Origin of the sequence: Neptunomonas concharum (assembly GCF_008630635.1) — a bacterium.
Classification (GTDB): domain Bacteria; phylum Pseudomonadota; class Gammaproteobacteria; order Pseudomonadales; family Balneatricaceae; genus Neptunomonas; species Neptunomonas concharum.
The window spans coordinates 3,077,084-3,098,079 of record NZ_CP043869.1 but is presented as its reverse complement, the minus strand read 5'-3'; the positions used below and the strand labels follow the sequence as shown (position 1 = coordinate 3,098,079).

Sequence of the window (20,996 nt, the reverse complement as noted above, 5' to 3'; positions counted from 1 at the left end):
CTAAAAGTCCATCGATAAGAGTAAGTATAGACGTCGTTCAAAATTATTCTTTTCTTGGAACTCAGAATACTGCTCATTAAAGATATTTTTGACCAAAATACTGGAGGTAAGTTGCTTCTTGGATCCAATTGGGAGTGTATGCGTTAGTTTAGCGTCCACTGTTTTTAGGCCATCGGAAAGTACAGAGTCCTTCCAAACAACATCTGACATATAGTTAAAAATCAAACTTGCGTCTACGGAAGGTGAAAATTGTCGGTTTAACAGAAGTGTCGCGGTATGTTGGGGCGCTCGACCGTCAAATAGAAGGTCGACTTTCCCAGGATACCCACCTTCCCCCTGTACTTGTCCGCGTCTTTGCACGCCGTTTATTTCGTTATAGCCATAGGCAAAATGCAGTAAGGTATCAGGGCGAGGGTGCAGACTAGCCTGCAGCTCTAGACCATGATTCCTGAAATAGTCTGCATTCCAGCTTTCTCTAGCCTCATCGCCCATAAAAGAGCCTGTATATACTTGAGTTAAAACGTCATTGATATCTTGACCGCTTCTCAGGGCAGAAGCTATTGCTCCCATATCATAAGGGCCTTCATAGAATCTGGAGCCAATACCATTAGTTATTTTTTCTTGGTACAGCTTAACGTCGATATAACCGTTATATTGGGGTAGCTTCCAGAACGCGCCTAGTTCAGCAGCGATGAGCTTTTCTGAGTCTAGATGATCAGTCTTTGTTACAATGTAGTCGTAGGGTACGCCTTCTGGGAAGATATAAGTACTCTGCGCATTTTTCTCTAATAACGAGGGTGTACGATAAGCTTGAGTTATTGCCCCGCGCAGTGTAAAGCTGTCATTTAGCTGATAATTTGCCCCCAAGCGCGTAGAGGTTGCCGGGCGAACTTTGGTTGTGAACTCGGACATGAAGCCAGCATTCCATGTCAGTTTTTTGGTTTGCTTCCATTCGGCATTACTAAATAAAAAATAGGTTTCTTCGTCGATATAGCTTTCTGAGTTAAGCAACGGAGTACTTAAGCTCTTCTCGTAACGAAAGCCTAGCCCTGAAGCGAGTGTTAATGCTTCAAATGGGGAAAAAAGGTGCTGTAACTCACCTCCATACACATGGTTTTTTCCAACTTCAGCGTTGGTATTGACATAAAAGTCACTCACACTGGATGAAGTAAAAGGATACGCACCTCCCATGACTGAACTCATATACCCAAGTACGCGATTGAATTGGGTTAATCCTGGGTCTCCAAGTAGTGTTGATGCTTGGTAGGTGGGCGTACTCAGGTTCAGATAGTTGTGGTAGAGCTGCATGCTAAGCTCATGTCCATTCAACGTGCTATGGTTCCACCGTAAATGTTGGAAGTGAGAAGTATGTTCACGATCCTGAAAGTCTGTTACATGTCTACCATTACCAATGCCCATGGTACCTCTATTGAAACCGGCAGAAAAATCGATGCTATCATAGAGTGTCGGGGTAAATGTGAGGTGGATATTCCCTAAGTTGAGCTGCTCTCCATCTTTTTGGAAGTCGAAGCCCTCATTCATTTCTCTGGCTAAACTTACGCGATAAAAAAGGTTATTGCTGCTGCCGTTGAAGGATCCATTAAAGTTCCTACGCCCCTGAGCCCCCACGCTTGTTCCTACCTGATTAGATGAGGCGGCAATCGGGGACTTGGTCACAATATTTATAGCGCCCATCAGCGCATTCGAACCGTAAGAGGGGACGTTGGAGCCACGAATGACTTCGATTTGGCGAATATCATGGATAGATATACCAAGTGTGTTCCACGCTACAGTAGAAAGCAACGGGATATAGACTGGACGGCCATTGATGCGTACTTCGAGATCTCTTGGGAACTCCCCGGACCCTCCATGATAGGTGACTGCAAACTTGTTGGCGTTTGGGTGGTATACCTGAAAGCCAGGTACGAGTCGCATCAAATCCGGTATATCAAGTGCGCCGGATGCTTTAATAAGCTCTTCTGAAATGACAGTGCTTGAAATAGGTACTTCAGCCAAGTTCTGGGATATACGTGTTGCCGAAGATATTTCAGGGATATCATCAAACAGGTCGGTCTCTGTAAAAGCATGGCTTGTCGAGCTAGCAGCAGAAAGTATGCTGCAAAGAAGTACATAGGTACGGTTTCTAATGTGGGGGAATAGCATAAATTACCTCAAAAAATGGCTGTACTCAGATACGCGTACCAACATAGATAATAACAACCAGCATAATTAGCGCCTCTATGACAAAGCCATTGTTGGTTAAAATCCAGTCAAACATACCTACTACCTAATGAAATATTCGTTCAAGAATAGCGAATTATCACAAGTCAGAGTAGGGGATAATTGTAATAAAAGTTCAATAATGAAGACGTTAACATGCTCTAGAGCACATGAAGGTGTATTCTTGGTAGCACAATAGAATCTTGTTGGAATGCGGAGCGAATAGGTGTCAGAAGACTTAGGAAAACTCGTTGATCAGATCGCCCATATGGACCCGGATCATGAAGGTGAAGAGCAAAAAGTAATTGCTGTTCAGACGGAGGCTTTGGATGAGAGGCAGTTGGCGCTATTGCTTGAAGCACTACCTCTGGAGGATCGCCTTCAGCAATGGGGTAGAATCTCGGATGCTCAAAAGCCATTGGTACTGGTCGAACTTAAAAATGATGCGCGCTTATCTATTCTGAACAACCAGTCGGAAAGCGAGTTAGAAGGTCTTTTTTCTGAATTATCTCCAGAAGAACTTATAGAGTGCTCTGATAACCTTCCAGATAGTTTGATTGATTTGGCGCTTAACCAGATGGATCAAAAACAGCGCCTGCACTTTGAGAGCAGTAACCAGTTTGAAGAAAACTGCATTGGGCGCTATGCCGATCACGAACTGTTAGTACTTCCCCAAAACGCCAAAGTATTTGATGCATGGCGTTTGCTCAGGCGAGAAGTGCCAGAATGTACGGATGCGCTGTTTTTGACTGACCGGGTTGGGCGTTATGCAGGGACAGTTCCTTTTGAACAGCTATACGGGGCACCTGGGCATATCCCTTTGGCTGAGTTGATTGATGAGGAAGCTGAAGCCCTGCCCGGGGATACATTGTTATTTGATAGTGTCGAGGTTCAAGAACAGTCTGGTTATGTGTTATTGCCTATTATTGATGCCAAAGGGATGTTGATAGGCCGCATGACGTTTAAAGACAGCGTACAAATTCTTAGAGAGAAACATGAAGCAGATATGCTCGCTCAGGCGGGCCTATCAGAAGATGAAGATCTCTTTTCTCCGATTATAAAGAGTTCGCTGCGCCGAGCAACGTGGTTGGGTATCAATCTACTAACCGCGTTTTTGGCCTCATGGGCGATAGGGCTCTTTGAAGCGACACTGCAACAAGTGGTTGCGCTCGCGGTTCTCATGCCCATTGTTGCCTCGATGGGGGGGATTGCCGGTAGCCAAACACTCACACTGATTATTCGAGGGATCGCTCTTGGGCAGATCTCGCGTGGGAATTTGGGCCCGCTGATGATTAAAGAGTTGTGGGTGGGCGGTTTGAATGGTGTGTTCTGGTCCGCAGTGATTGGTGGCATCGCCTACGTTTGGTTCTCTGATGTGATGATCGGCGTGGTTATCGCAGTGGCAATTGCACTGAATATACTGGCGGCGGCGGTCAGCGGCGTATTGATACCCGTAATACTTGATAAATTTAAAATAGACCCAGCCTTATCCGGCTCTGTTATCCTGACAACGGTGACCGATGTGGTTGGTTTTGTAACATTCTTAGGGTTGGGTACATTACTTCTGCTTAATCCATAATCAGCCCTTAGATGATTTTGTGCACTGCAATATTTGTGATACTGTTTTGCTTATACTAAGAAAAACTGGGCTAATTTGGCTAACTAAATACCCCAGCACTAAACATAGATGAAAGGGTGAGATCGATGTTGAAAGGAAAAAATGCAGTCATTACTGGTTCTACATCAGGTATTGGTTTGGGTATGGCGAAGGCGCTAGCGGCACAAGGCGCTAACTTGATGATCAATGGTTTAGGTGATCCTGCTGAAAACGAAGCAATACGCGCCGCATTAGCAGCAGAGTTCGGTGTAAAAGTCTTATTCTCTGGCGCTAATATGCTTAAGCCTGATGAAATTGAAGCTATGATCACGGACGCTCAGGAAGGTTTTGGCAGCATTGATATTCTCATTAACAACGCGGGTATTCAGTTCGTATCACCGGTTGAAGAGCTACCTAGAGAGAAGTGGGATGCGATTATCGGTATCAACCTTACGTCGGCATTTCATACAACCAAAGCAGTTATTCCGGGTATGAAGGCTAAGGGTTGGGGACGGATCATTAATACAGCTTCTGCGCACGCACTGGTTGCATCCCCTTACAAGTCTGCCTATGTGGCTGCCAAGCATGGGATCGCAGGTTTGACGAAGACGGTTGCGCTAGAGATGGCGGAGTTTGGTATTACAGTCAATGCAATTGCCCCAGGTTATGTATGGACGCCGCTGGTAGAAAAGCAAGTAGCGGATACCGCAAAAGCACGAGGAATCTCTGAGGAAGAGGTTAAGCAGGATGTCATGCTTAAGGCTCAACCGACAAAGCAATTCGTAACCATAGAGCAAGTCGCTGCAGTGGCTGTATTTTTATGTAGTGATGGTGCGGCTTCGATTACGGGCTCTACTTTGCCTGTCGAAGGTGGTTGGGTCGCACAATAACTCAGGGGTAACAGGATGCGCAAAAAATCGATTAACCTTGCCCTGCAAGGAGGTGGGTCTCACGGTGCGTTTACGTGGGGTGTATTGGATTTTTTCATGGAAGACGGGCGCATCAGTCTAGAAGGTATATCTGGCACGAGTGCAGGGGCAATGAATGCTGCTGTACTCGCTCAAGGGTATATGGAAGGGGGAGCAGCCGGCGCGCGAGCAGCCCTTGAAGACTTTTGGCTGCAAGTTTCGAGAATGGGAAGTTTAAGCCCTATTCAGCGTAGCCCTTTAGATGTCCTGACTGGTCGCTGGAGTTTGGATAGCTCACCGGCTTATGTGATGTATGATCTGCTTAGCCGAGTAGCCTCGCCCTATGATGTTAATCCGCTCAATATCAACCCGTTGCGTGACTTGGTAGAGTCATCGATCGACTTTGATAAAGTGCGAGCCTGTAGTGCGCTAAAACTGTTTATTGCGGCCACGAATGTACATACCGGTAAAATTAAAGTATTTGAGCGTCCTGAGTTAACCTCAGATATGGTTTTAGCATCCGCATGCTTACCTTTTCTTTACCAAGCTGTGGAGATTGATGGCGTACCCTACTGGGATGGGGGGTACGTAGGTAATCCACCGCTGTACCCACTATTTTACGGTACGCGCTCGAAAGATGTAGTGATCGTACAAATCAACCCGATAGAGCGACAGGAAACACCGAAAACGTCACGGGAAATACTCAATCGAGTGAATGAAATCTCCTTTAACTCGTCGCTGTTACGGGAGTTGAGAGGCATTGATTTTGTACACCGCTTGCTAGATGACAATAAGTTAGATCGCACAAAGTATGCAGATGTCTTAGTACACCGTATTGAAGAAACACAACAACTCAACCCCCTATCCGCCTCTAGTAAGTTGAATGCAGAGTGGTCATTTCTGACACACCTTCGGGATATAGGTCGAGCCTCCGCAAAACGCTTTCTAGATGAGCACTTCGATAGCTTAGGGATGCGTTCGACCTTGGACCTTCGCAAAGAATTTACTTAGCAAGGCGCAAGGTAGTATTTGAGGAAGCGCCGAGCCAGACGTCGTCTTCGTCACCCTAATGCGAAGGCGGTCAACGGGCTTATCCACCCAATAATATAAAGCCACAGATAACAATATAGAGCCAATGAGTGCCAACAGGCCTTTATCCACCGATCCAGTATCAATATGGTGAAAAACCATAATCACTAACATATGCCCGATATAGAGGGGATAAGTCAGCTGCCCGATAAAATTATCAAGGCGATGATGCTTCGTTAAATGAAAGAGAAAAGGCGTACAGACGGCAACGGCTGTATAAAATCCCCATGATTGCCAAACATCTAAACCTGCCCCGGCCTTTAACCAAAACGATTCACTGATAGTAAACATAAATAATACGGCGCCGGCTATTACGCCTAACCAAGGGGAAAGGTGCTTATGCTTTATTAAGGCGTAGAAGCGATATGACAGTGTGCCTATCAAAAAGAACACCATAACGGATGGGAAGAAAAAATAACGCCAAGGTAGTAAAGGGACATCCAACCAATACATCCCCATCCTGATTAACAGCAACCCGCCTGTCAGTAAAATAAGGAGCTTCAAAGAGCGAGTAACAAGAAGAGGCGCCAATAAGTAGAAATACGCCTCCAAGCTTAAAGACCATACCGGGCCAATAATAAATGCCCAGTTACTTTGGTCCGTGAAGGGTAGTAATTCAACGCCAAAAAAAGAGAAATTGGTTAGAAAAGCCACGGGTAGTAACCAGTCTTTTCCGTAGGATTCGCCTAAAAGAAACGACGGCGTATTGGTCAGATAGAAGGCTAAGGCATAGAGAAACAAAACAACCCAGTGGGCTGGATAAAGACGCAGTGCACGATTGATATAAAACTTCTTAGTACCTGAGTCAAGGTGACAGTACTTTTCATTAATCACCATAGAGATATAAAAGCCAGAGATGATGAAAAAAGCAAAAACTGCGTGTCCTGACCAGATAAATACCTGAAGGCTTTCTCTCGAAACAATAGAAGATTGAGTTAGCTCAGGAAGGTGGCTTATTAGCACCGCGATTGCCAACAACATACGAAAGATACCCATGGTTTTCCTTAACCCTCTCTAAGGCCCATTTTAAAGATAGATCACAATAGGCGAGCACTATACGCTAACCAGTACGGCTTTTGAATGAGTAATGGCGGGGTACTTCCTAGCCTCTGCTCTTTGCTTTTTTGTCCTTTTAGGTGGCAGCATCTATAGTTAAATTTTACCAACCTTCTGTTTTTAAACGATGAGGATGTCCTGATGCGGCTAAAACTCTTCATGTGTGGCCTACTTTTAACCACTTCTCTTAATAGCTATGCAGACAAGATAGTTGTTGGGGTTGATGCGTGGGCGCCTTTTCGATTTATTAACGGTGATACAATCAGTGGAATTGATCATGAACTTTGGAAACGTATTGGGCAAGCTTTAGATGTAAAAGTGGAGTACTTCCAATGTCCTTGGAAACGATGTTTAAAGTTGATGCAAGATGGGCTAATCGATGCCATGAGTGGGCTCGCATATCGCGAAGAGCGCGCAACGTATATTACTTATACAACACCACATTATTATACCTGTTCAACACAGCTCTATGTCAGAAAAAGTTATGGACATACTGTCAAGGATCATAGTGACCTTTATGGAATGAAAGTTGGTATGGTGAGCGGATCAGCCTATTATGAGGCATTTGATAATGACACGAAAATCACAAAAATGCCTGTTGCTCAGGAGTCAATTTTACCTGAGTTACTCATCAAAGAGCGTATCGATACGTTTATAGGTACCGACTGTCAAGTTGACTACGAACTCAAAGCCAATGGCCAAAATCAATATATTGAAAAATCATCTTTCAAGCCCGGAAACGTGGTCAAGCTATATGTAGGCATATCGTCAAAATCAGCATGGTTGGAAAAGTTAGACGCACTCAACGCGGTATTGAGAAAGGTTGTTGGTGCAAATTTCGAAGCTGCCCCCTTTGGGTAAGCTCCAATAAGAACTCAGTGAACAGCTACTTTCGACGAAATGGGTTAGGTGCAGCTGACGCAAGACTCACCCGGCTGGCTGATGGGTTTCTAGGAAAAATATAATCTCTTTACTTGTCGTTCCTGTAATAATGTTACTTACTAGCCATGTTATGCAGGAAGTATATTCAAGAGCCTATACTTTGCTGGGGCGTAGAGTTTATTCTTATAAGTGTTGACTAATTTATACTAGGTTATGTTCTTGACGTGGAATTATATGCCTTAAGATATGATATTAAATCTGTTTTAATAGAGAGTAAATCGATAGGGATTTAATATGAGATTTATAAAATAGGCTAAATGTATCTTAGTAGGTAGGAATGCGTTAATAGTTTAAGCCTTGATGATAATGTGTGCTTTAGTAATACATATTTCAATAGCAGGGTCTCAGTCTCTCACATTACAAAGAGGTAAAGTATTTTGATTGAAATGCTCGCTCTTCTCATGTTTGCGTTATTTTTAGTGTTTATAGCTATCAATACATATGGTTGGTTTTTTTCGAGAATGTTGTTCTGGCATGAGCTGTCGGTGGTGTATAGATGTAGTAGGTCAGAATTCAAAGGTATACCGGATAGATACATAATAGAGTCCAGCTTTATTTACAATGTCGATAACGAGTGGATCAGCACAGACTTTATTGATACAAAGGTTATTGGCGATTATGTATATTTTGGTGTTAACTGCGGCCTTACTCTCACAGTCAGACCAATTAAAGTTCTTAAATCTGACTGCGTACTGCTTGGAGAAGAGCGTGCGTACTTCAGGAAAAGAAAGGTTTATCTGATACCTAGTTGCGATGGATTCCAAAGAAAGGTCGCAATGGTCGACGCTTTATGATGCAGACTTAATCTCCTTAGTGTGCTCGTGCTGGCTCTCGTCAAGTGCATGCTCTAGATAAGGTGAATCCATCACCACACAGTTCCTACCCTGCCGCTTGGCCTTATACAGTAGCTGATCAGCACGTGAAAGTACGGAGTGGAAGTCCTCCTCTGGTTGTCGCATGGCGACACCTGCGCTGAGGGTGACTTTAGGAAGTGCAGGGTGGGTATTGGAGTACGTCGGGTGTCTGATTCTTTCGGTGAGGTTAATGATGTCGGCATGACTTGTAGCCAGTGTCATCACTAAAAACTCTTCACCTCCATAACGTACGCACAGATCATCGGCGCGAGTTTGTTGTCGAATCCAGTGACCGATGTTACTGAGGATTTCCAATTAAATGAACCGGCTTTCAAGCAAACTTCAAACTTCCATTTGCGAGTTGAGGGTGCTACCGCTACCGTAACAGGTATAATACTAGATACAATTACAAATACGGGTATTCTGAATTTCAATGATCAAAGGATAAAGTAATGGCTTCAGCTGTAATCGTTGTATATGCATTACTAATGCGTTTTTTAATGCTCTGGCCAGACTCTTTTCTAGTGAAAGAAATACTTAGAGATATGGGAGCTTTAGTCCCAATTACTTTAGTAATGACTGATGTTATTAAGAATGATGGAGGCACAATAATAGTTGCCGCTATTTGTTTTTATTGGTTTCTAATGCTCAATCTTCAAAAGAAAAAATAAGAACCTGTTTTATGTAAACTATTACAGTTTACACAGCACTCCGTACCAGTTGATACCGGCCCGCCTGATCAGTTTTCACCAGTACACTGATCAGGTGGGGCGCTCGGACACCTACCGCCATACTAACCAGCAGGGGAATGTTAAAGTACCGCAAACCCGTTACATACAGATAGTCTGGGTAGTATTGATACCATCACTGACATCCCGAAGGGGCTGATTTTGATATTACTATAGAAGTTAATGTATCTTATGGGCTTGTTGGTGGTAGCCTCAATAGCGGAAAAGGATATAGTGCATCTGTAGACTCAAGCGTGTTCTCAACAAGTTTAGGTAGAGAGCTGGGATTGCGATAGTAGATAATTATGATTGATAAGTTCTTAATAATTTGTATGTTTTTTTGCATGACTCTTTCAGCTCTTGCTTTAGCTGCAATTACCATAATATGGCTAGTTAACGAAAAGCATATGGACCGTAGGAAAAAAGTGATAACTTCTTTGGTTCCGTTTTTAATACTCTTTCCATCTAATCATGTAGAAAATGTTCGCAACAAAATTGAAAAATGTCTTTATTTTTTTCTAATAGCTACAATTATGGCTGCAATCCTCTATGTATGTGTTTATCAGTTTGAGATCACAAAAATGCTCTAGTTCGAAGGCATATGTTTCAATAGCGTTTTATGCTGAATCTTATGGATTAGTACCAGTTTTCAAGTTCTGGGTAAGCAGAATTGTACAGCCTATTAAAAGGTTAATACGTCGTGAGGTTTGCGTACTTATGCCATATCGCTTTGCGATCTCTTCAAAATAAGGGCATATCAATACCTCTTTTTGGTTGGAAAGGAGCATCTTAAAAAAATGGCACAGTTAAAGCTCCATTTGTTGAGTTTGGAGTGTCGAGTCAACGTAGTGGTTTTTTAATAACAGGGTCTCAGTCTCTTACATTACACAGAGGTAAAGAATTTTGATTGAGATGCTCGCTCTTCTCATATGTGCGTTGTTTTTAGTGTTTATAGCTATCAATACATATGGTTGGTTTTTTTCGAGAATGTTGTTCTGGCATGAGCTGTCGGTGGTGTATAGATGTAGTAGGTCAGAATTCAAAGGTATACCGGATAGACACATAATTGAGTCTAGCTTTATTTACAATGTTGATAACGAGTGGGTCAGTACAGACTTTATTGATACAAAGGTTATTGGCGATTATGTATATTTTGGTGTTAATTGCGACCTTATTCTCACAGTCAGACCAATCAAAGTTCTTAAATCTGACTGCGTACTGCTTGGAGAAGAGCGTGCGTACTTCAGGAAAAGAAAGGTTTATCTGATACCCAGTTGCGATGGATTCCAAAGAAAGGTCGCAATGGTCGACGCTTTATGATGCAGACTTAATCGCCTTAGTGTGCGCGTGCTGACTCTCGTCAAGTGCATGTTCTTTCAGATGGAATCCATCACCACACAGTTCCTGCCCTGTCGTTTAGCTTTATACAGTAGCTGATCAGCGCGTGAAAGTACGGAGTGAAAGTCCTCCTCTGGTTGTCGCATGGCGACACCTGCGCTGAGGGTGACTTTAGGAAGTACAGGGTGGGTATTGGAGTACGTCGGGTGTCTGATTCTTTCGGTGAGGTTAATGATGTCGGCATGACTTGTAGCCAGTGTCATCACTAAAAACTCTTCACCTCCATAACGTACGCACAGATCATCGGCGCGAGTTTGTTGTCGAATCCAGTGACCGATGTTACTGAGGATGGCGTCGCCAGTTAAGTGGCCATATCTGTCGTTAATATTCTTGAAGTAGTCGATATCAAGAAAGATTACATAAAGGTGCGATGCTTTATCCCGTATATCGTGGCGGACAAAGAGATCTTGAGTTTCATTAAGATAACGGCGGGTATAGAGCGTCGTTAAAGGATCACGGATTGCCAGCTCTTCCAGCTGTAAGGTAAATCGCCTAGCGAGTATCCATGACACGATAACAATACTACCGAAAACGATTGCCAGTACTTCGAGCGAGCGTATAAACGAGCGCTCAATCTCTTTGTGGCTGTCTTCAAGATAGATACCTGTTCCGACCACCCATTGCCAAGGTTCAAATAGGGCAACATACGAGAGTTTGGGGGACTTGGTGATTTCACCGGGTTTAGGCCACTGATATTCAACCCAGCCACCACCTTGTTGAGCGGTGTCATCAAAACGTTTAAAAAGCGTCACTCCTTCCTTATTTAGCCACTGCTCTATCGGTTGGCCAGCGTGTTCAGGAGCCATCGGGTGCATTACCAAGTTACCTTGCAGGTCATGAATCCAAAAGTAGCCGCATTGATCATAGGTTGCCTGCGCGAGTGCGGTCTGGGCGAGATGTTTTGCGTCGACCTCGGTGAGTGCACCTGCTAAAAATTGTGAATAAAAACTGTTAATTACACCAATACTCGCAGTCGCTAGAGACTTTGATTGGTGGCGTTTTTCTCGATGCAAGTTGTCACTAAAGGTGTGATGGAAGAAGATTAATAACAGAAGAAGCCCACCGAATGTGGTAGCCACCATCCAGCCTAGCTTACGTTTGATATTGGAGTTGATTGATAACGCCATCTCACTCCCCTTCACCCGCCTTTCGCAGATGATAACCTAACTCACTTTCATCATAGGCTTAATGAGCTTGCAATAATTGACGACGATCAGTTATGGGAGCATAAGTACAACGTTAGCGGTTACAACGGTGATTTATATCAAACAGACCTATCGTTTACTGTTTAAGTAAGCTTTGGGGGTCAGGCCTGTCCACTGTTTAAAAGCGCGGGTGAATGAGCGGGGTTCACTGTAGCCTAACAGGTTACTGATCTCTGTAATGGATAGCTTTTGCGAGTAGAGCTTTTCTATGGCGAGGTCTCGTCGAATCTCATCTTTAATCTGAGGGTAGGCGCTTCCTTCGCTTTTTAGTTTACGTCGTAAGGTTTGCGTACTCATGCCAAATCGTTGTGCGATCTCTTCAAAAGGAGGGCAGATCAGTGCCTCTTTTTGGTTGGAAAGAAGCAATGAGCGGATGCTGGTTTTAACGCTTTTTTCATCCCCAGGGATTGTGATGAGGTCTGCCGGGGAGTGTTTAAGAAAGTGGGATAGCTCTCGTTGGGTTCTGACGGGCTGATGATTGAGATAGCGAGCATCAAAACTAAACTTTAGTTCTGAGCGATTAAATAGATGCCGACAGGGGAATAGGTATTTTAATTCCATATGGTGGGCGGGTTTAGGGTATGGAAAGCTTACCTGAATGAGAGGAATCTTTTTACCAATTACCCAGCTTGCAAAACGGTGCCAGATAACCAGCCAAAACTCCTGATAGAAATGGTCGGGGTCTGCTTCTGGGTGAGTGAAATGGGCAATGAGCTCAACGTTATGCCCTCGCTGAACAAGGCGCATTTGGATATCGTTTGTGAACAGGTTATAGAAGTGAATACCTTGCTCAAGGATCGCTTGCAGCGATTCATAGTGCAGCGCATGGCGAGTCATCAAAGCGAAAACGCCCTGCTTGCAGGGGTATGGCGTACATCCCATAAATTCATCTTGCAGCGAGGCCCATGTCAGCTTAACGAGACGGGTCATTTGCTCACCAGAGACTCTGGCACCGGGTGTTGAGAGTAGATCATGGTTGATATTGACGTCAGTTAAGAGGCTTTCAATATCAATACCGTTACGAAAGTTGCAATTGAGTGCTGCTTTTATGTAATGAATATCTACGGTTGCCATGTTATGCTCGAAAATCAGGGTAAACCCTAAATTAAGGTGCTTAACTGTAACATAATGTGACTTCTTTAGTCATTTAATGTCATTTTATGTCTTAGATGTTTTCTCTATATTGGTTATTTATGTGCGCAAACCGTTAAAACAAGAAGAGAGTAGCCATGAATTTTACGCTGACAGAAGACCAAGCCATGATTCAGGATATGGCAAAAAAGTTCGCCCAGAGCGAGCTTGCGCCGGTGGCGGATAAACTGGATAAAGAGGGTGATCGGGCACTGTTCCTTACGAATCTTAAGCAGCTTGCTGAGCTGGGGTTTATGGGGCTCAATATTGACGAAACCTACGGTGGTGCGAATGCAGGTACGATTGTATTCAGCTTGGCTGTGACCGAAATAGCACGCGCCTGCGCTTCAACAGCCGTCACTATGTCAGTGACTAATATGGTGGCTGAAGTGATACAGGCTATCGCCTCAGAGGAGCAAAAAAGTTATTACTTACCTAAACTCTGTAGTGGCGAGTATGCCGCTGGTGGTTTTTGCTTAACAGAATCCACCGCAGGGTCTGATCCGTCAAACATGAAAACTACGGCAGTGCTTGAGGGTGATGAATGGGTGCTCAATGGGGCAAAACAATACATCACTAGCGCCGAGTTTGCGGGTGTATTTGTTGTTTGGGCTGTGACCGATAGCAGTCTACCCAAAGGTAAAGGGATCTCCTGTTTCTTGGTAGAGAAGGATGCGCCAGGCCTATCGATATCCAAAGCCGAGCATAAAATGGGGCAGCATGCTTCATCTACCAATGAAGTCTTGTTCGATAACTGCCGCGTACCCAAAAACGCACTGATGGGTGAGCTAAATCAGGGCTTTAAAATTGCTGTGGGTGAATTGGCGGGCGGGCGTATCGGTATTGGTTCATTGGCTTTGGGTGTAGGCCTAGCGGCGATGGACTATGCGCGTACTTATATTACGGAGCGAGAGCAGTTTGGCCAGCCACTATCCAACTTCCAAGGGCTTCAGTGGATGATGGCCGATGCCTTCACTGATTTGGAAGCTGCGCGTTTACTGCTGATGAATGCAGCTGATAAAAAGGCAAAAGGCCTACCTTTCTCAAAAGAAGCCTCTATGGCGAAGCTATTTGCTTCTGAGAAAGCCAATAAGGCCTGTTATACCGCATTGCAGTTACTTGGCGGGGCCGGTTATATCAAGGAGTACCCACTGGAGCGCTATGCCCGGGATGTGCGTATCACCTCCATTTACGAGGGTACCAGCGAAATCCAGCGCGTTATTATTGCACGCGAGTTACTACGTGAGATTGTTTAAGTTGTCTTGATAAAAGCATGATTAACTTCTTTGCTACAACGATAAAAGAGAAAAGATATGGATCTGAATAATAAAGTCGTCGTGGTTACGGGCGGTGCGTCCGGGCTGGGATTGGTTACGTGTCAGGAACTGGCAAAACAGGGTGCGAAAATTGTTGCGTTTGACCTGAATGAAGAAGCCGGTCAAGCACTTGAGAACTCTCTTGAGGGTAATGGGCTCTTTGTGAAAGTTGATGTTACCGATCCTGCGTCTGCTGAAGCGGGTATTGTTAAAGCGGTAGAAACATTTGGCGCTATTGACGTCTGCATTAACTGTGCAGGGGTTGCGCCTGGCGGGAAAGTGGTTGGTCGAAATGGCGCGCTACCGCTTGACCGCTTCGCTCAAGTGATCAACATCAACTTGATTGGTACCTTTAACGTGTTGCGCCTTGCGGCTGAGCAGATGGCGAAAAACGAACCGAATGCAGATGGCGAGCGTGGTGTCATTATCAACACGGCATCTGTGGCTGCGTTTGATGGGCAGGTAGGTCAGGCTGCTTACAGCGCTAGTAAAGCAGGTGTGGTGGGGATGACGTTACCATTAGCGCGTGATTTAGCGCCGCTGGGCATTCGCATCATGACGATTGCACCGGGCATTTTTGATACACCAATGATGAAAGCGATGGCTGATGAAGTACGTGACCCGCTGATCCAGATGGTGCAAAGCCCGAAACGTTTTGGTGAGCCAGAAGAGTATGCGTCTCTGGCGATTCATATTATTAACAATGGCTACCTGAACGGAGAGGTTATTCGTTTGGATGGTGCTATCCGAATGGAGCCTAAATAAGACCGGCTCCCTTGCTAGTCCAAGCCTCCTTGCCAAGTAAGGCAACTAATAAAGATAAAAACTCAGAGATGGGGTGTAGAGATGCAAAAAATGAAATATGAGGAACTGATTCAACAGTTTTCACCCTCAATGATTGAGGATCAGTTCTGCGGCAGTCTTGAGACGGGGCTGAACGTCTGTACAGAAATTTGTGATCGTTTTGCTGATACCGATAAAGTAGCACTGCGCTATGAGCGTATAGATGGCACCCGCGGTGAGATGACGTTTAAAGAACTGCAAACGCGCTCGGCACAGTTTGCCAATTACCTGACGTCGTTAGGAATTGGTAAGGGAGATCGCGTAGCCTGTTTATTGCCAAGAACGCCTGAGCTAATGATTACGGTGCTGGGTACATTGCGTGCTGGTGCGGTTTACCAGCCGCTTTTTACAGCGTTTGGTTCAGGTGCTATCGAATATCGTCTGGGGCAAGCGGGTACGAAATTGATCGTCACCAATCCAGAGCAGTGGCCTAAACTGGCGGATGTTAAAGGCTTACCCAATACGTTGCTGGTGGCAGAAGCGATCGACCCGTTAGCGGGCGAAGCAGACGCGCTCTTTAGTGCGGCACAGGATGCACAGTCTGATGTGTTTGAGCCGGTGCTTCTGACCAAAGAAGAGCCTTTCTTGCAGATGTTTACCTCCGGCACAACGGGTAAATCTAAGGGTGTGGCCGTTCCTGTTAAAGCATTAATATCCTTCTGGAATTACATGACCTATGCCATTGAGGTTCGACCAGAGGATCACTACTGGAATGTAGCCGACCCCGGTTGGGCTTACGGGCTTTATTATGCCGTTGTTGGGCCTTTGTTGTTGGGTTGTACCACGCATTTTAATGAGCATGGTTTTACTGCAGATAATACGTTGGAATTTTTGCAAAACTACAAAATTACCAACCTTGCTGCCGCCCCAACGGCCTATCGTCTGTTAATGGCAAACACCGAGTTATGTGGCAAATATGATATCAACCTACGTGCTGCCAGCAGTGCGGGTGAGCCGCTCAATCCAGAGGTCGTAACATGGATGGATAAGGTCTTTAATTGTCCAGTTAAAGATCAATATGGCCAGACAGAAACGGGCATGACAGCCGCTAACTTCCACGCCTTGGATCATGAAGAACGCGTTGCTTGCATGGGCTACCCATTGCCAGGCTATCGATTAGTAGCATTAGATGCAGAACTCAATGAGGTTGGGCCGGGAGAGACGGGAGAGCTAGCGGTTGATGTTGAGCAATCCCCACAGTTCTTCTTCCAAGGCTATACATGGGATGAGAAAGACCCATTTAAGGGAAAATATTACCTGACCGGTGATATTGTTATCAGTAATGGCGACGGCTCTCACTCCTATACGGGGCGTGACGACGACATTATCGCATCAGCAGGCTATCGCATAGGCCCTGCCGATGTCGAGAGCACCTTACTGGAGCATCCTGCTGTTATCGAAAGTGCAGTTGTCGGCAAGCCTGACGAAAAGCGTGGCAGTATTGTTAAAGCTTACGTTGTAACAGCTTCCGATATCGAAGGGGATGATGCCTTAACGGAGGAGTTGCAGCAGTTTGTCAGAAAGCGCCTGTCGACTCACTCTTTCCCACGTGAAATCGAATATGTCGAAGAGTTGCCAAAGACGCCGAGTGGAAAGCTACAGCGTTTTCTCTTGCGTCAGAAAGCTCAAGAAGAGTTATTGGATAGTCTATAACACCCTTTGGGAGCCTTCGGGCTCCCTTTTTGTTCATGTGTTTTTTTTCAGGCGTTTTGGCGTAGAAAGTGTTTTGGTATAGGGTTTGATCTTATTAGCGTGAAGGATTGTTTTTCCCAGCCTGCCTAACTCTTTTGCAAACCGTGCTAACAGTCCCCACGTAGATATTTGATAAGGTGTCTCAATCGGTTTGTCATAACGCCAGATAATTCTCATGTAACCTGGAGCGTGGCGGTTAAATTGTTGAGCAAACTGTCTTACCCATCTAAAACGATGTTTAGTGAGATAATCGTTAATCATGTAACGCTCAACCTCACGCTTTAACGTAGCCGACGTGGCCGTCGTTGCTTTTTTGGTAAACAACCAGTTGAGGTTGATATTCTCTTCTTCGCACGAAATAACTTTATGAAACCAAACGGGAGGGATATACACCATATCACCCTCGTTCAAGAAAAAGCGGGTATGGATTTTATCTGCGAAGCGCTCGTCATCAGATTTTCCATCAATGATGCAAAAGTTCGTAAAGGGGTAGCAATCTAGGGGGGTATCGGGGGACACTAAGAACCACTCTTTACGGCCTTTAACTTGTACATTAAAAACATTCACAATCCCGCCATCATAATGCCAACTGGACATATCTTCCTTTTTATTAACCCAGATTCGATTATGTTGATTGCGAGGAAAGGTTGAAGATGCATCTAAGCATTGGCTGACAAACTCAGGCGTGGAATAATCTTCATTCAAGGTGTCCCTGTCCATCCAGTACCATAACGACGCTGCCGATGCTGAAGATTCTTGTGCTAAACGCTCACGCAAGTAACTTTCGGTCCAGCGTTGACGTGCCAGCCAATCATTCCCCACACCTTCAATAACGACGGGCTTCTCAGGGATCAGGTAGCTTTCAGAAAACGCCTCAAATGTGATGCTGGAAGGTTCACGGGCAATCTCAAAAAAACCTGAAGGCTGTTGTGACGTCACGGGCATATTAATCTCAAATTTTTTGGGTGCATATTTACTAAATAATATGCCTTATGCCGCCGGTTAATGCTAGTTGGCACCACAAGTAATCGTCTTTCTTTTCAATAGGGGCTTATAGGTTACTTCTATTTGAATATTGACTGTCTTAACGTCATACTATGCCTTGATTGCGATGATGTAGGTGGATTTTCCACTAGCTAAAATAAGGAAAAGGCATACGGATATGATCAAAGTACTTACCAAAGATGCGGCCTATCGTGCAGGCTGCCCCGTCTATAAAGCTGTAGATAAAAACGGTCACGTAATTAGTGTATTCCCAGCATTGGCTGGCATGCCTGTGACGTCCAAAGTGTTTGAAGAAAAAGGTCCTTTATTTTTAGAAGACCTTTTCAGCAATCCATATCAGCCGACTGAGCACGAGTTACTGCAAGTGCACAGAGTTTATGGTGTTGACCTAAATGGTATTGATCGAATCCTTCGTATGCCACAGCGGTAAATATGCAATGGCTGCATGAACTCTGATTGCATTTTCTACCAAGAGTCGTGGCTATTATTATGCTCTTATGACTTTCGTATTATCAAAAACCTACTAGACTAACTTGAATATGAATATTTTCGGTTGATGGCTTAAGCCATAAGTTGTACCCGTTTATCTTATTTGAGCGTGAAGGCAGGTTTATGAGTGAAAATAATAAAACCAACTCGATTGCCCCATTGTTTGCTCGGCAACCTATTTTTGATCAGAAGAACAAAGTCATAGGCTATGAACTCCTTTTTCGTCCAATCGAAAGCCTAGACACCATTGATGGCGACATGGCAACCGCCCAAGTTATCATGAACACCTTCGCAGAAAGTACGCTAGCGGTGGCGGTTAATGATACCTGCGCCTTTATCAATTTTACGGATACTTGGTTGTTAGAAACGCCCCCTTTTGGCCCTGAGAATGTGGTTATAGAGGTATTAGAAAGCGTTACGGCTACCTCTGAGCTGCTAACAACCGTTAAGCGATTGCATGGGCAGGGTTATCAAATAGCCTTGGATGACTACAATTGTGATCTAGGCCTATCAAGTCTAATTCCTTATGTTTCAATTATAAAAGTTGATGTTTTAGCGCATCCAAAAAAAGAAGACTTGGCTACATTGGTAGAGGAGCTTAGAAAGTATCCCGTTAAGCTGCTAGCTGAAAAAGTAGAAGATCACGCTATGTTTAGTTTCTGCCAGCAATTGGGCTTTGATCTCTTTCAGGGTTATTACTTCTGTAAACCCGAGCTGGTGGAAGGCAATGTTGTACAAACTAACCGTCTAGCGACACTCGATTTATTGGCAAAGCTGAGTGACCCAGACATTGAAGTTGACGAAATAGAGCATGCCCTAAAGAAAGACCCGATCCTGATGGTTAAGTTGTTGAAGCTGATTAACAGTGCGCGATATGCGCATAAGCAAAAAATCGACACCTTGAATAGAGCTATAGTGACATTAGGGTTAGACAGCTTAAAGCGGTGGGTTACGTTGGTTGTTTTAACGGGTATGGATGATAAACCCAGCGCCTTGCTTAGTAATACGTTGATTAGGGCAAAGATGATGGAAACTTTAGCGACAGGGATACCGAATGCCAATGCTGGTTTATTCTTTTTCGTAGGGTTGCTCTCGCAAATAGATGCTTTTTTCGATAGGCCGCTTCAGGAAGTGATTCAATCTTTACCCATAGATCAATGGATGGCTGCCGCAATACTTGAGCATAAAGGGGACGCTGGGGAGCTGCTTTCTCTACTTAAATTTGTTGAGGTCGGAAATTGGGAAGCGCTTAACGAAACGACATTGCCGTTATCTATCTCGGAGGTGAGTTACGCCTACATTGATAGCATCGAATGGTCGAATAGTTTGCTAAACGAATTCGCTGCATTGGGTTAGGTCGGCTGAAGAGATAGAAAATTAACTGATGGCAAGCTTTCAAACCCTGGTTTGGCGAATAGGTAACCTTGCATTAGGGTTACGCCGCCAATATCTCTGAGCCACATGTATTCGTCTATGGTTTCGACCCCCTCTGCTAATGGCGTAATATTGAGTTCCCTGAACATGCCAATGCAGTGGGATACAATAGACTGGCGAGATCGGCTCATGTGAATATTCCGGATTAAACCCATGTCCAGTTTTACAATGTTCGTATGGAAGTCTGCGAGCAAGTTGAGGCCTGAATAGCCTGAACCAAAGTCGTCAATGGCCGTTTGGAAGCCAAGAGACTGGTAATATTTGACGATACGCTCAACATGTGAACTATCTTCGATCTTCTCGACTTCAGTGAACTCGAACATGATGTTTTTGGTTGGAAAGTCGAACTGTTTTGCCGCTTTTAAGGTAGTCCGAATACAGCGCTCTGGCTGGTAAATAGCATTAGGTAAAAAGTTAATACTCAGCATGGAATTTATACCCAGCTTTGCCGCAAGAGAAATGGCTTTAATCCTACACTCTTGGTCGAAAACGTACCGATTATCATTATTCACTTTGGCGATAACCGAGTAAGCTGGTTCATTATTTAACCCACGTACTAGGGCTTCATAACCAAAAATACTTTGGGTGTGACAATCGATAATAGGCTGAAAGGCCATAGTAAAACCAAATCCTAATTCCCGATTATCAGAGCATGTACCGCAAAAAAAACGCTCACCCCCAGACTGTTCTTCCATTGCCTGTACCTTGTCGCACTTCCCTACAGCTAAGCCTAGTAGGCCACTCAGGGTAAAGCAAACATGAGAAGGAAGATTGTACGTGAGCAGCTAGAAGTAAAGCGATATTCTGTCTACTAAGTGAATACCAAAAGAATCTCGAATACACAGAAAGCAAAACGATTTGTAGTCTAGCGTAAGAGTTTGGGACAGGCTTAAGAAATGAAAAGTAGAATCTAGATGACTAATTAGTTTTGCGCATGGTACCAGTGGCCGGACTCGAACCGGCACGCTTTTAAGGGCGGGGGATTTTGAATCCCCTGTGTCTACCAATTTCACCACACTGGCGCAAAACGTGAGGCGTATTATAGAGGGGATTTATTCGCCGTCAATCCCTATATGTTTTGGGATGATA

The 20,996-nt window shown here is 44.5% G+C and carries 17 protein-coding genes and 1 tRNA gene; 10 read left to right on the top strand and 8 right to left on the bottom strand.

The genetic code is table 11. The features are described from left to right. Positions 1–2,163 (bottom strand): TonB-dependent receptor plug domain-containing protein, encoded by a 2,163-nt coding sequence (locus tag F0U83_RS14695; RefSeq protein ID WP_138987981.1) that lies wholly within the window; start codon positions 2,161–2,163, stop codon positions 1–3. A 283-nt stretch (positions 2,164–2,446) separates the two neighbouring features. Between F0U83_RS14695 and F0U83_RS14690 the strand changes: the two genes are divergently transcribed. From F0U83_RS14690 to F0U83_RS14680, 3 genes are all read left to right on the top strand, one after another. Further along, complete coding sequence (locus tag F0U83_RS14690) at positions 2,447–3,799, top strand: magnesium transporter (protein WP_138987980.1); 1,353 nt, start codon at positions 2,447–2,449, stop codon at positions 3,797–3,799. Between the two features lie 125 nt (positions 3,800–3,924). Next, positions 3,925–4,707: a 3-hydroxybutyrate dehydrogenase gene (locus F0U83_RS14685; RefSeq protein WP_138987979.1), complete on the top strand. Its 783-nt coding sequence runs from the start codon at positions 3,925–3,927 to the stop codon at positions 4,705–4,707. A gap of 15 nt (positions 4,708–4,722) precedes the next feature. After that, on the top strand, positions 4,723–5,736 hold the full coding sequence (locus F0U83_RS14680) for a patatin-like phospholipase family protein (protein WP_138987978.1): 1,014 nt from the start codon (positions 4,723–4,725) through the stop codon (positions 5,734–5,736). On the opposite strand, the gene F0U83_RS14675 is transcribed toward F0U83_RS14680, so the two are convergent. Then, the gene (locus F0U83_RS14675) at positions 5,692–6,810 is read right to left on the bottom strand and encodes an acyltransferase family protein (RefSeq protein ID WP_138987977.1); all 1,119 of its coding nucleotides are present in this window, start codon (positions 6,808–6,810) and stop codon (positions 5,692–5,694) included. The two genes, F0U83_RS14680 and F0U83_RS14675, sit on opposite strands and share 45 nt — an antisense overlap. A 201-nt stretch (positions 6,811–7,011) precedes the next feature. Between F0U83_RS14675 and F0U83_RS14670 the strand changes: the two genes are divergently transcribed. Further along, entirely contained in the window at positions 7,012–7,731 is a 720-nt protein-coding gene (locus F0U83_RS14670; RefSeq protein WP_138987976.1) for a substrate-binding periplasmic protein, read from the top strand. An 869-nt stretch (positions 7,732–8,600) separates the two neighbouring features. Here the strand turns inward: F0U83_RS14670 and F0U83_RS14665 are convergent. Beyond that, a complete protein-coding gene (locus tag F0U83_RS14665) occupies positions 8,601–8,981 on the bottom strand; it encodes a GGDEF domain-containing protein (protein WP_138987975.1) in 381 nt (126 codons plus the stop codon). 137 nt (positions 8,982–9,118) lie between these two features. Here F0U83_RS14665 and F0U83_RS14660 point away from each other — a divergent pair, with 137 nt between their 5' ends. Further along, entirely contained in the window at positions 9,119–9,337 is a 219-nt protein-coding gene (locus tag F0U83_RS14660) for a hypothetical protein (protein WP_138987974.1), read from the top strand. A 1,433-nt stretch (positions 9,338–10,770) separates the two neighbouring features. Here the strand turns inward: F0U83_RS14660 and F0U83_RS14655 are convergent. Further along, complete coding sequence (locus F0U83_RS14655; protein WP_138987973.1) at positions 10,771–11,919, bottom strand: diguanylate cyclase; 1,149 nt, start codon at positions 11,917–11,919, stop codon at positions 10,771–10,773. A gap of 147 nt (positions 11,920–12,066) precedes the next feature. Continuing rightward, entirely contained in the window at positions 12,067–13,071 is a 1,005-nt protein-coding gene (locus F0U83_RS14650; protein ID WP_138987972.1) for an AraC family transcriptional regulator, read from the bottom strand. A gap of 155 nt (positions 13,072–13,226) precedes the next feature. Between F0U83_RS14650 and F0U83_RS14645 the strand changes: the two genes are divergently transcribed. The 3 genes from F0U83_RS14645 (at position 13,227) to F0U83_RS14635 (ending at position 16,940) form a co-directional block, all read left to right on the top strand. Further along, on the top strand, positions 13,227–14,384 hold the full coding sequence (locus F0U83_RS14645; protein ID WP_138987971.1) for an acyl-CoA dehydrogenase family protein: 1,158 nt from the start codon (positions 13,227–13,229) through the stop codon (positions 14,382–14,384). 57 nt (positions 14,385–14,441) lie between these two features. Beyond that, positions 14,442–15,209, top strand: coding sequence for a 3-hydroxyacyl-CoA dehydrogenase (locus tag F0U83_RS14640; protein ID WP_138987970.1), 768 nt, complete (start codon positions 14,442–14,444; stop codon positions 15,207–15,209). An 81-nt stretch (positions 15,210–15,290) separates the two neighbouring features. Next, positions 15,291–16,940 carry an AMP-binding protein gene (locus tag F0U83_RS14635; RefSeq protein WP_138987969.1) on the top strand — a complete coding sequence of 550 codons (1,650 nt, stop codon included), beginning with the start codon at positions 15,291–15,293 and terminating at the stop codon, positions 16,938–16,940. A gap of 33 nt (positions 16,941–16,973) precedes the next feature. On the opposite strand, the gene F0U83_RS14630 is transcribed toward F0U83_RS14635, so the two are convergent. Further along, positions 16,974–17,924, bottom strand: coding sequence for a cupin-like domain-containing protein (locus F0U83_RS14630; RefSeq protein ID WP_150036816.1), 951 nt, complete (start codon positions 17,922–17,924; stop codon positions 16,974–16,976). A gap of 217 nt (positions 17,925–18,141) precedes the next feature. Between F0U83_RS14630 and F0U83_RS14625 the strand changes: the two genes are divergently transcribed. After that, positions 18,142–18,414 (top strand): hypothetical protein, encoded by a 273-nt coding sequence (locus F0U83_RS14625; protein WP_138987967.1) that lies wholly within the window; start codon positions 18,142–18,144, stop codon positions 18,412–18,414. A gap of 182 nt (positions 18,415–18,596) precedes the next feature. Next, a complete protein-coding gene (locus F0U83_RS14620; RefSeq protein WP_138987966.1) occupies positions 18,597–19,829 on the top strand; it encodes an EAL and HDOD domain-containing protein in 1,233 nt (410 codons plus the stop codon). Here the strand turns inward: F0U83_RS14620 and F0U83_RS14615 are convergent. Beyond that, positions 19,826–20,602: an EAL domain-containing protein gene (locus F0U83_RS14615; RefSeq protein WP_138987965.1), complete on the bottom strand. Its 777-nt coding sequence runs from the start codon at positions 20,600–20,602 to the stop codon at positions 19,826–19,828. The genes F0U83_RS14620 and F0U83_RS14615 overlap by 4 nt on opposite strands. A 240-nt stretch (positions 20,603–20,842) precedes the next feature. Then, positions 20,843–20,929: transfer RNA gene (locus tag F0U83_RS14610), tRNA-Leu, on the bottom strand. Between the last annotated feature and the right edge of the window lie 67 nt (positions 20,930–20,996).

Coding starts and splice junctions, on each gene's coding strand:
- F0U83_RS14675 (WP_138987977.1), bottom strand. CDS start 6,810: ATGGGTATCTTTCGTATGTTGTTGGCAATCGCGGTGCTAATAAGCCAC.
- F0U83_RS14640 (WP_138987970.1), top strand. CDS start 14,442: ATGGATCTGAATAATAAAGTCGTCGTGGTTACGGGCGGTGCGTCCGGG.
- F0U83_RS14630 (WP_150036816.1), bottom strand. CDS start 17,924: ATGCCCGTGACGTCACAACAGCCTTCAGGTTTTTTTGAGATTGCCCGT.
- F0U83_RS14625 (WP_138987967.1), top strand. CDS start 18,142: ATGATCAAAGTACTTACCAAAGATGCGGCCTATCGTGCAGGCTGCCCC.
- F0U83_RS14695 (WP_138987981.1), bottom strand. CDS start 2,163: ATGCTATTCCCCCACATTAGAAACCGTACCTATGTACTTCTTTGCAGC.
- F0U83_RS14645 (WP_138987971.1), top strand. CDS start 13,227: ATGAATTTTACGCTGACAGAAGACCAAGCCATGATTCAGGATATGGCA.
- F0U83_RS14655 (WP_138987973.1), bottom strand. CDS start 11,919: ATGGCGTTATCAATCAACTCCAATATCAAACGTAAGCTAGGCTGGATG.
- F0U83_RS14660 (WP_138987974.1), top strand. CDS start 9,119: ATGGCTTCAGCTGTAATCGTTGTATATGCATTACTAATGCGTTTTTTA.
- F0U83_RS14635 (WP_138987969.1), top strand. CDS start 15,291: ATGCAAAAAATGAAATATGAGGAACTGATTCAACAGTTTTCACCCTCA.
- F0U83_RS14615 (WP_138987965.1), bottom strand. CDS start 20,602: ATGGAAGAACAGTCTGGGGGTGAGCGTTTTTTTTGCGGTACATGCTCT.
- F0U83_RS14685 (WP_138987979.1), top strand. CDS start 3,925: ATGTTGAAAGGAAAAAATGCAGTCATTACTGGTTCTACATCAGGTATT.
- F0U83_RS14680 (WP_138987978.1), top strand. CDS start 4,723: ATGCGCAAAAAATCGATTAACCTTGCCCTGCAAGGAGGTGGGTCTCAC.
- F0U83_RS14670 (WP_138987976.1), top strand. CDS start 7,012: ATGCGGCTAAAACTCTTCATGTGTGGCCTACTTTTAACCACTTCTCTT.
- F0U83_RS14620 (WP_138987966.1), top strand. CDS start 18,597: ATGAGTGAAAATAATAAAACCAACTCGATTGCCCCATTGTTTGCTCGG.
- F0U83_RS14650 (WP_138987972.1), bottom strand. CDS start 13,071: ATGGCAACCGTAGATATTCATTACATAAAAGCAGCACTCAATTGCAAC.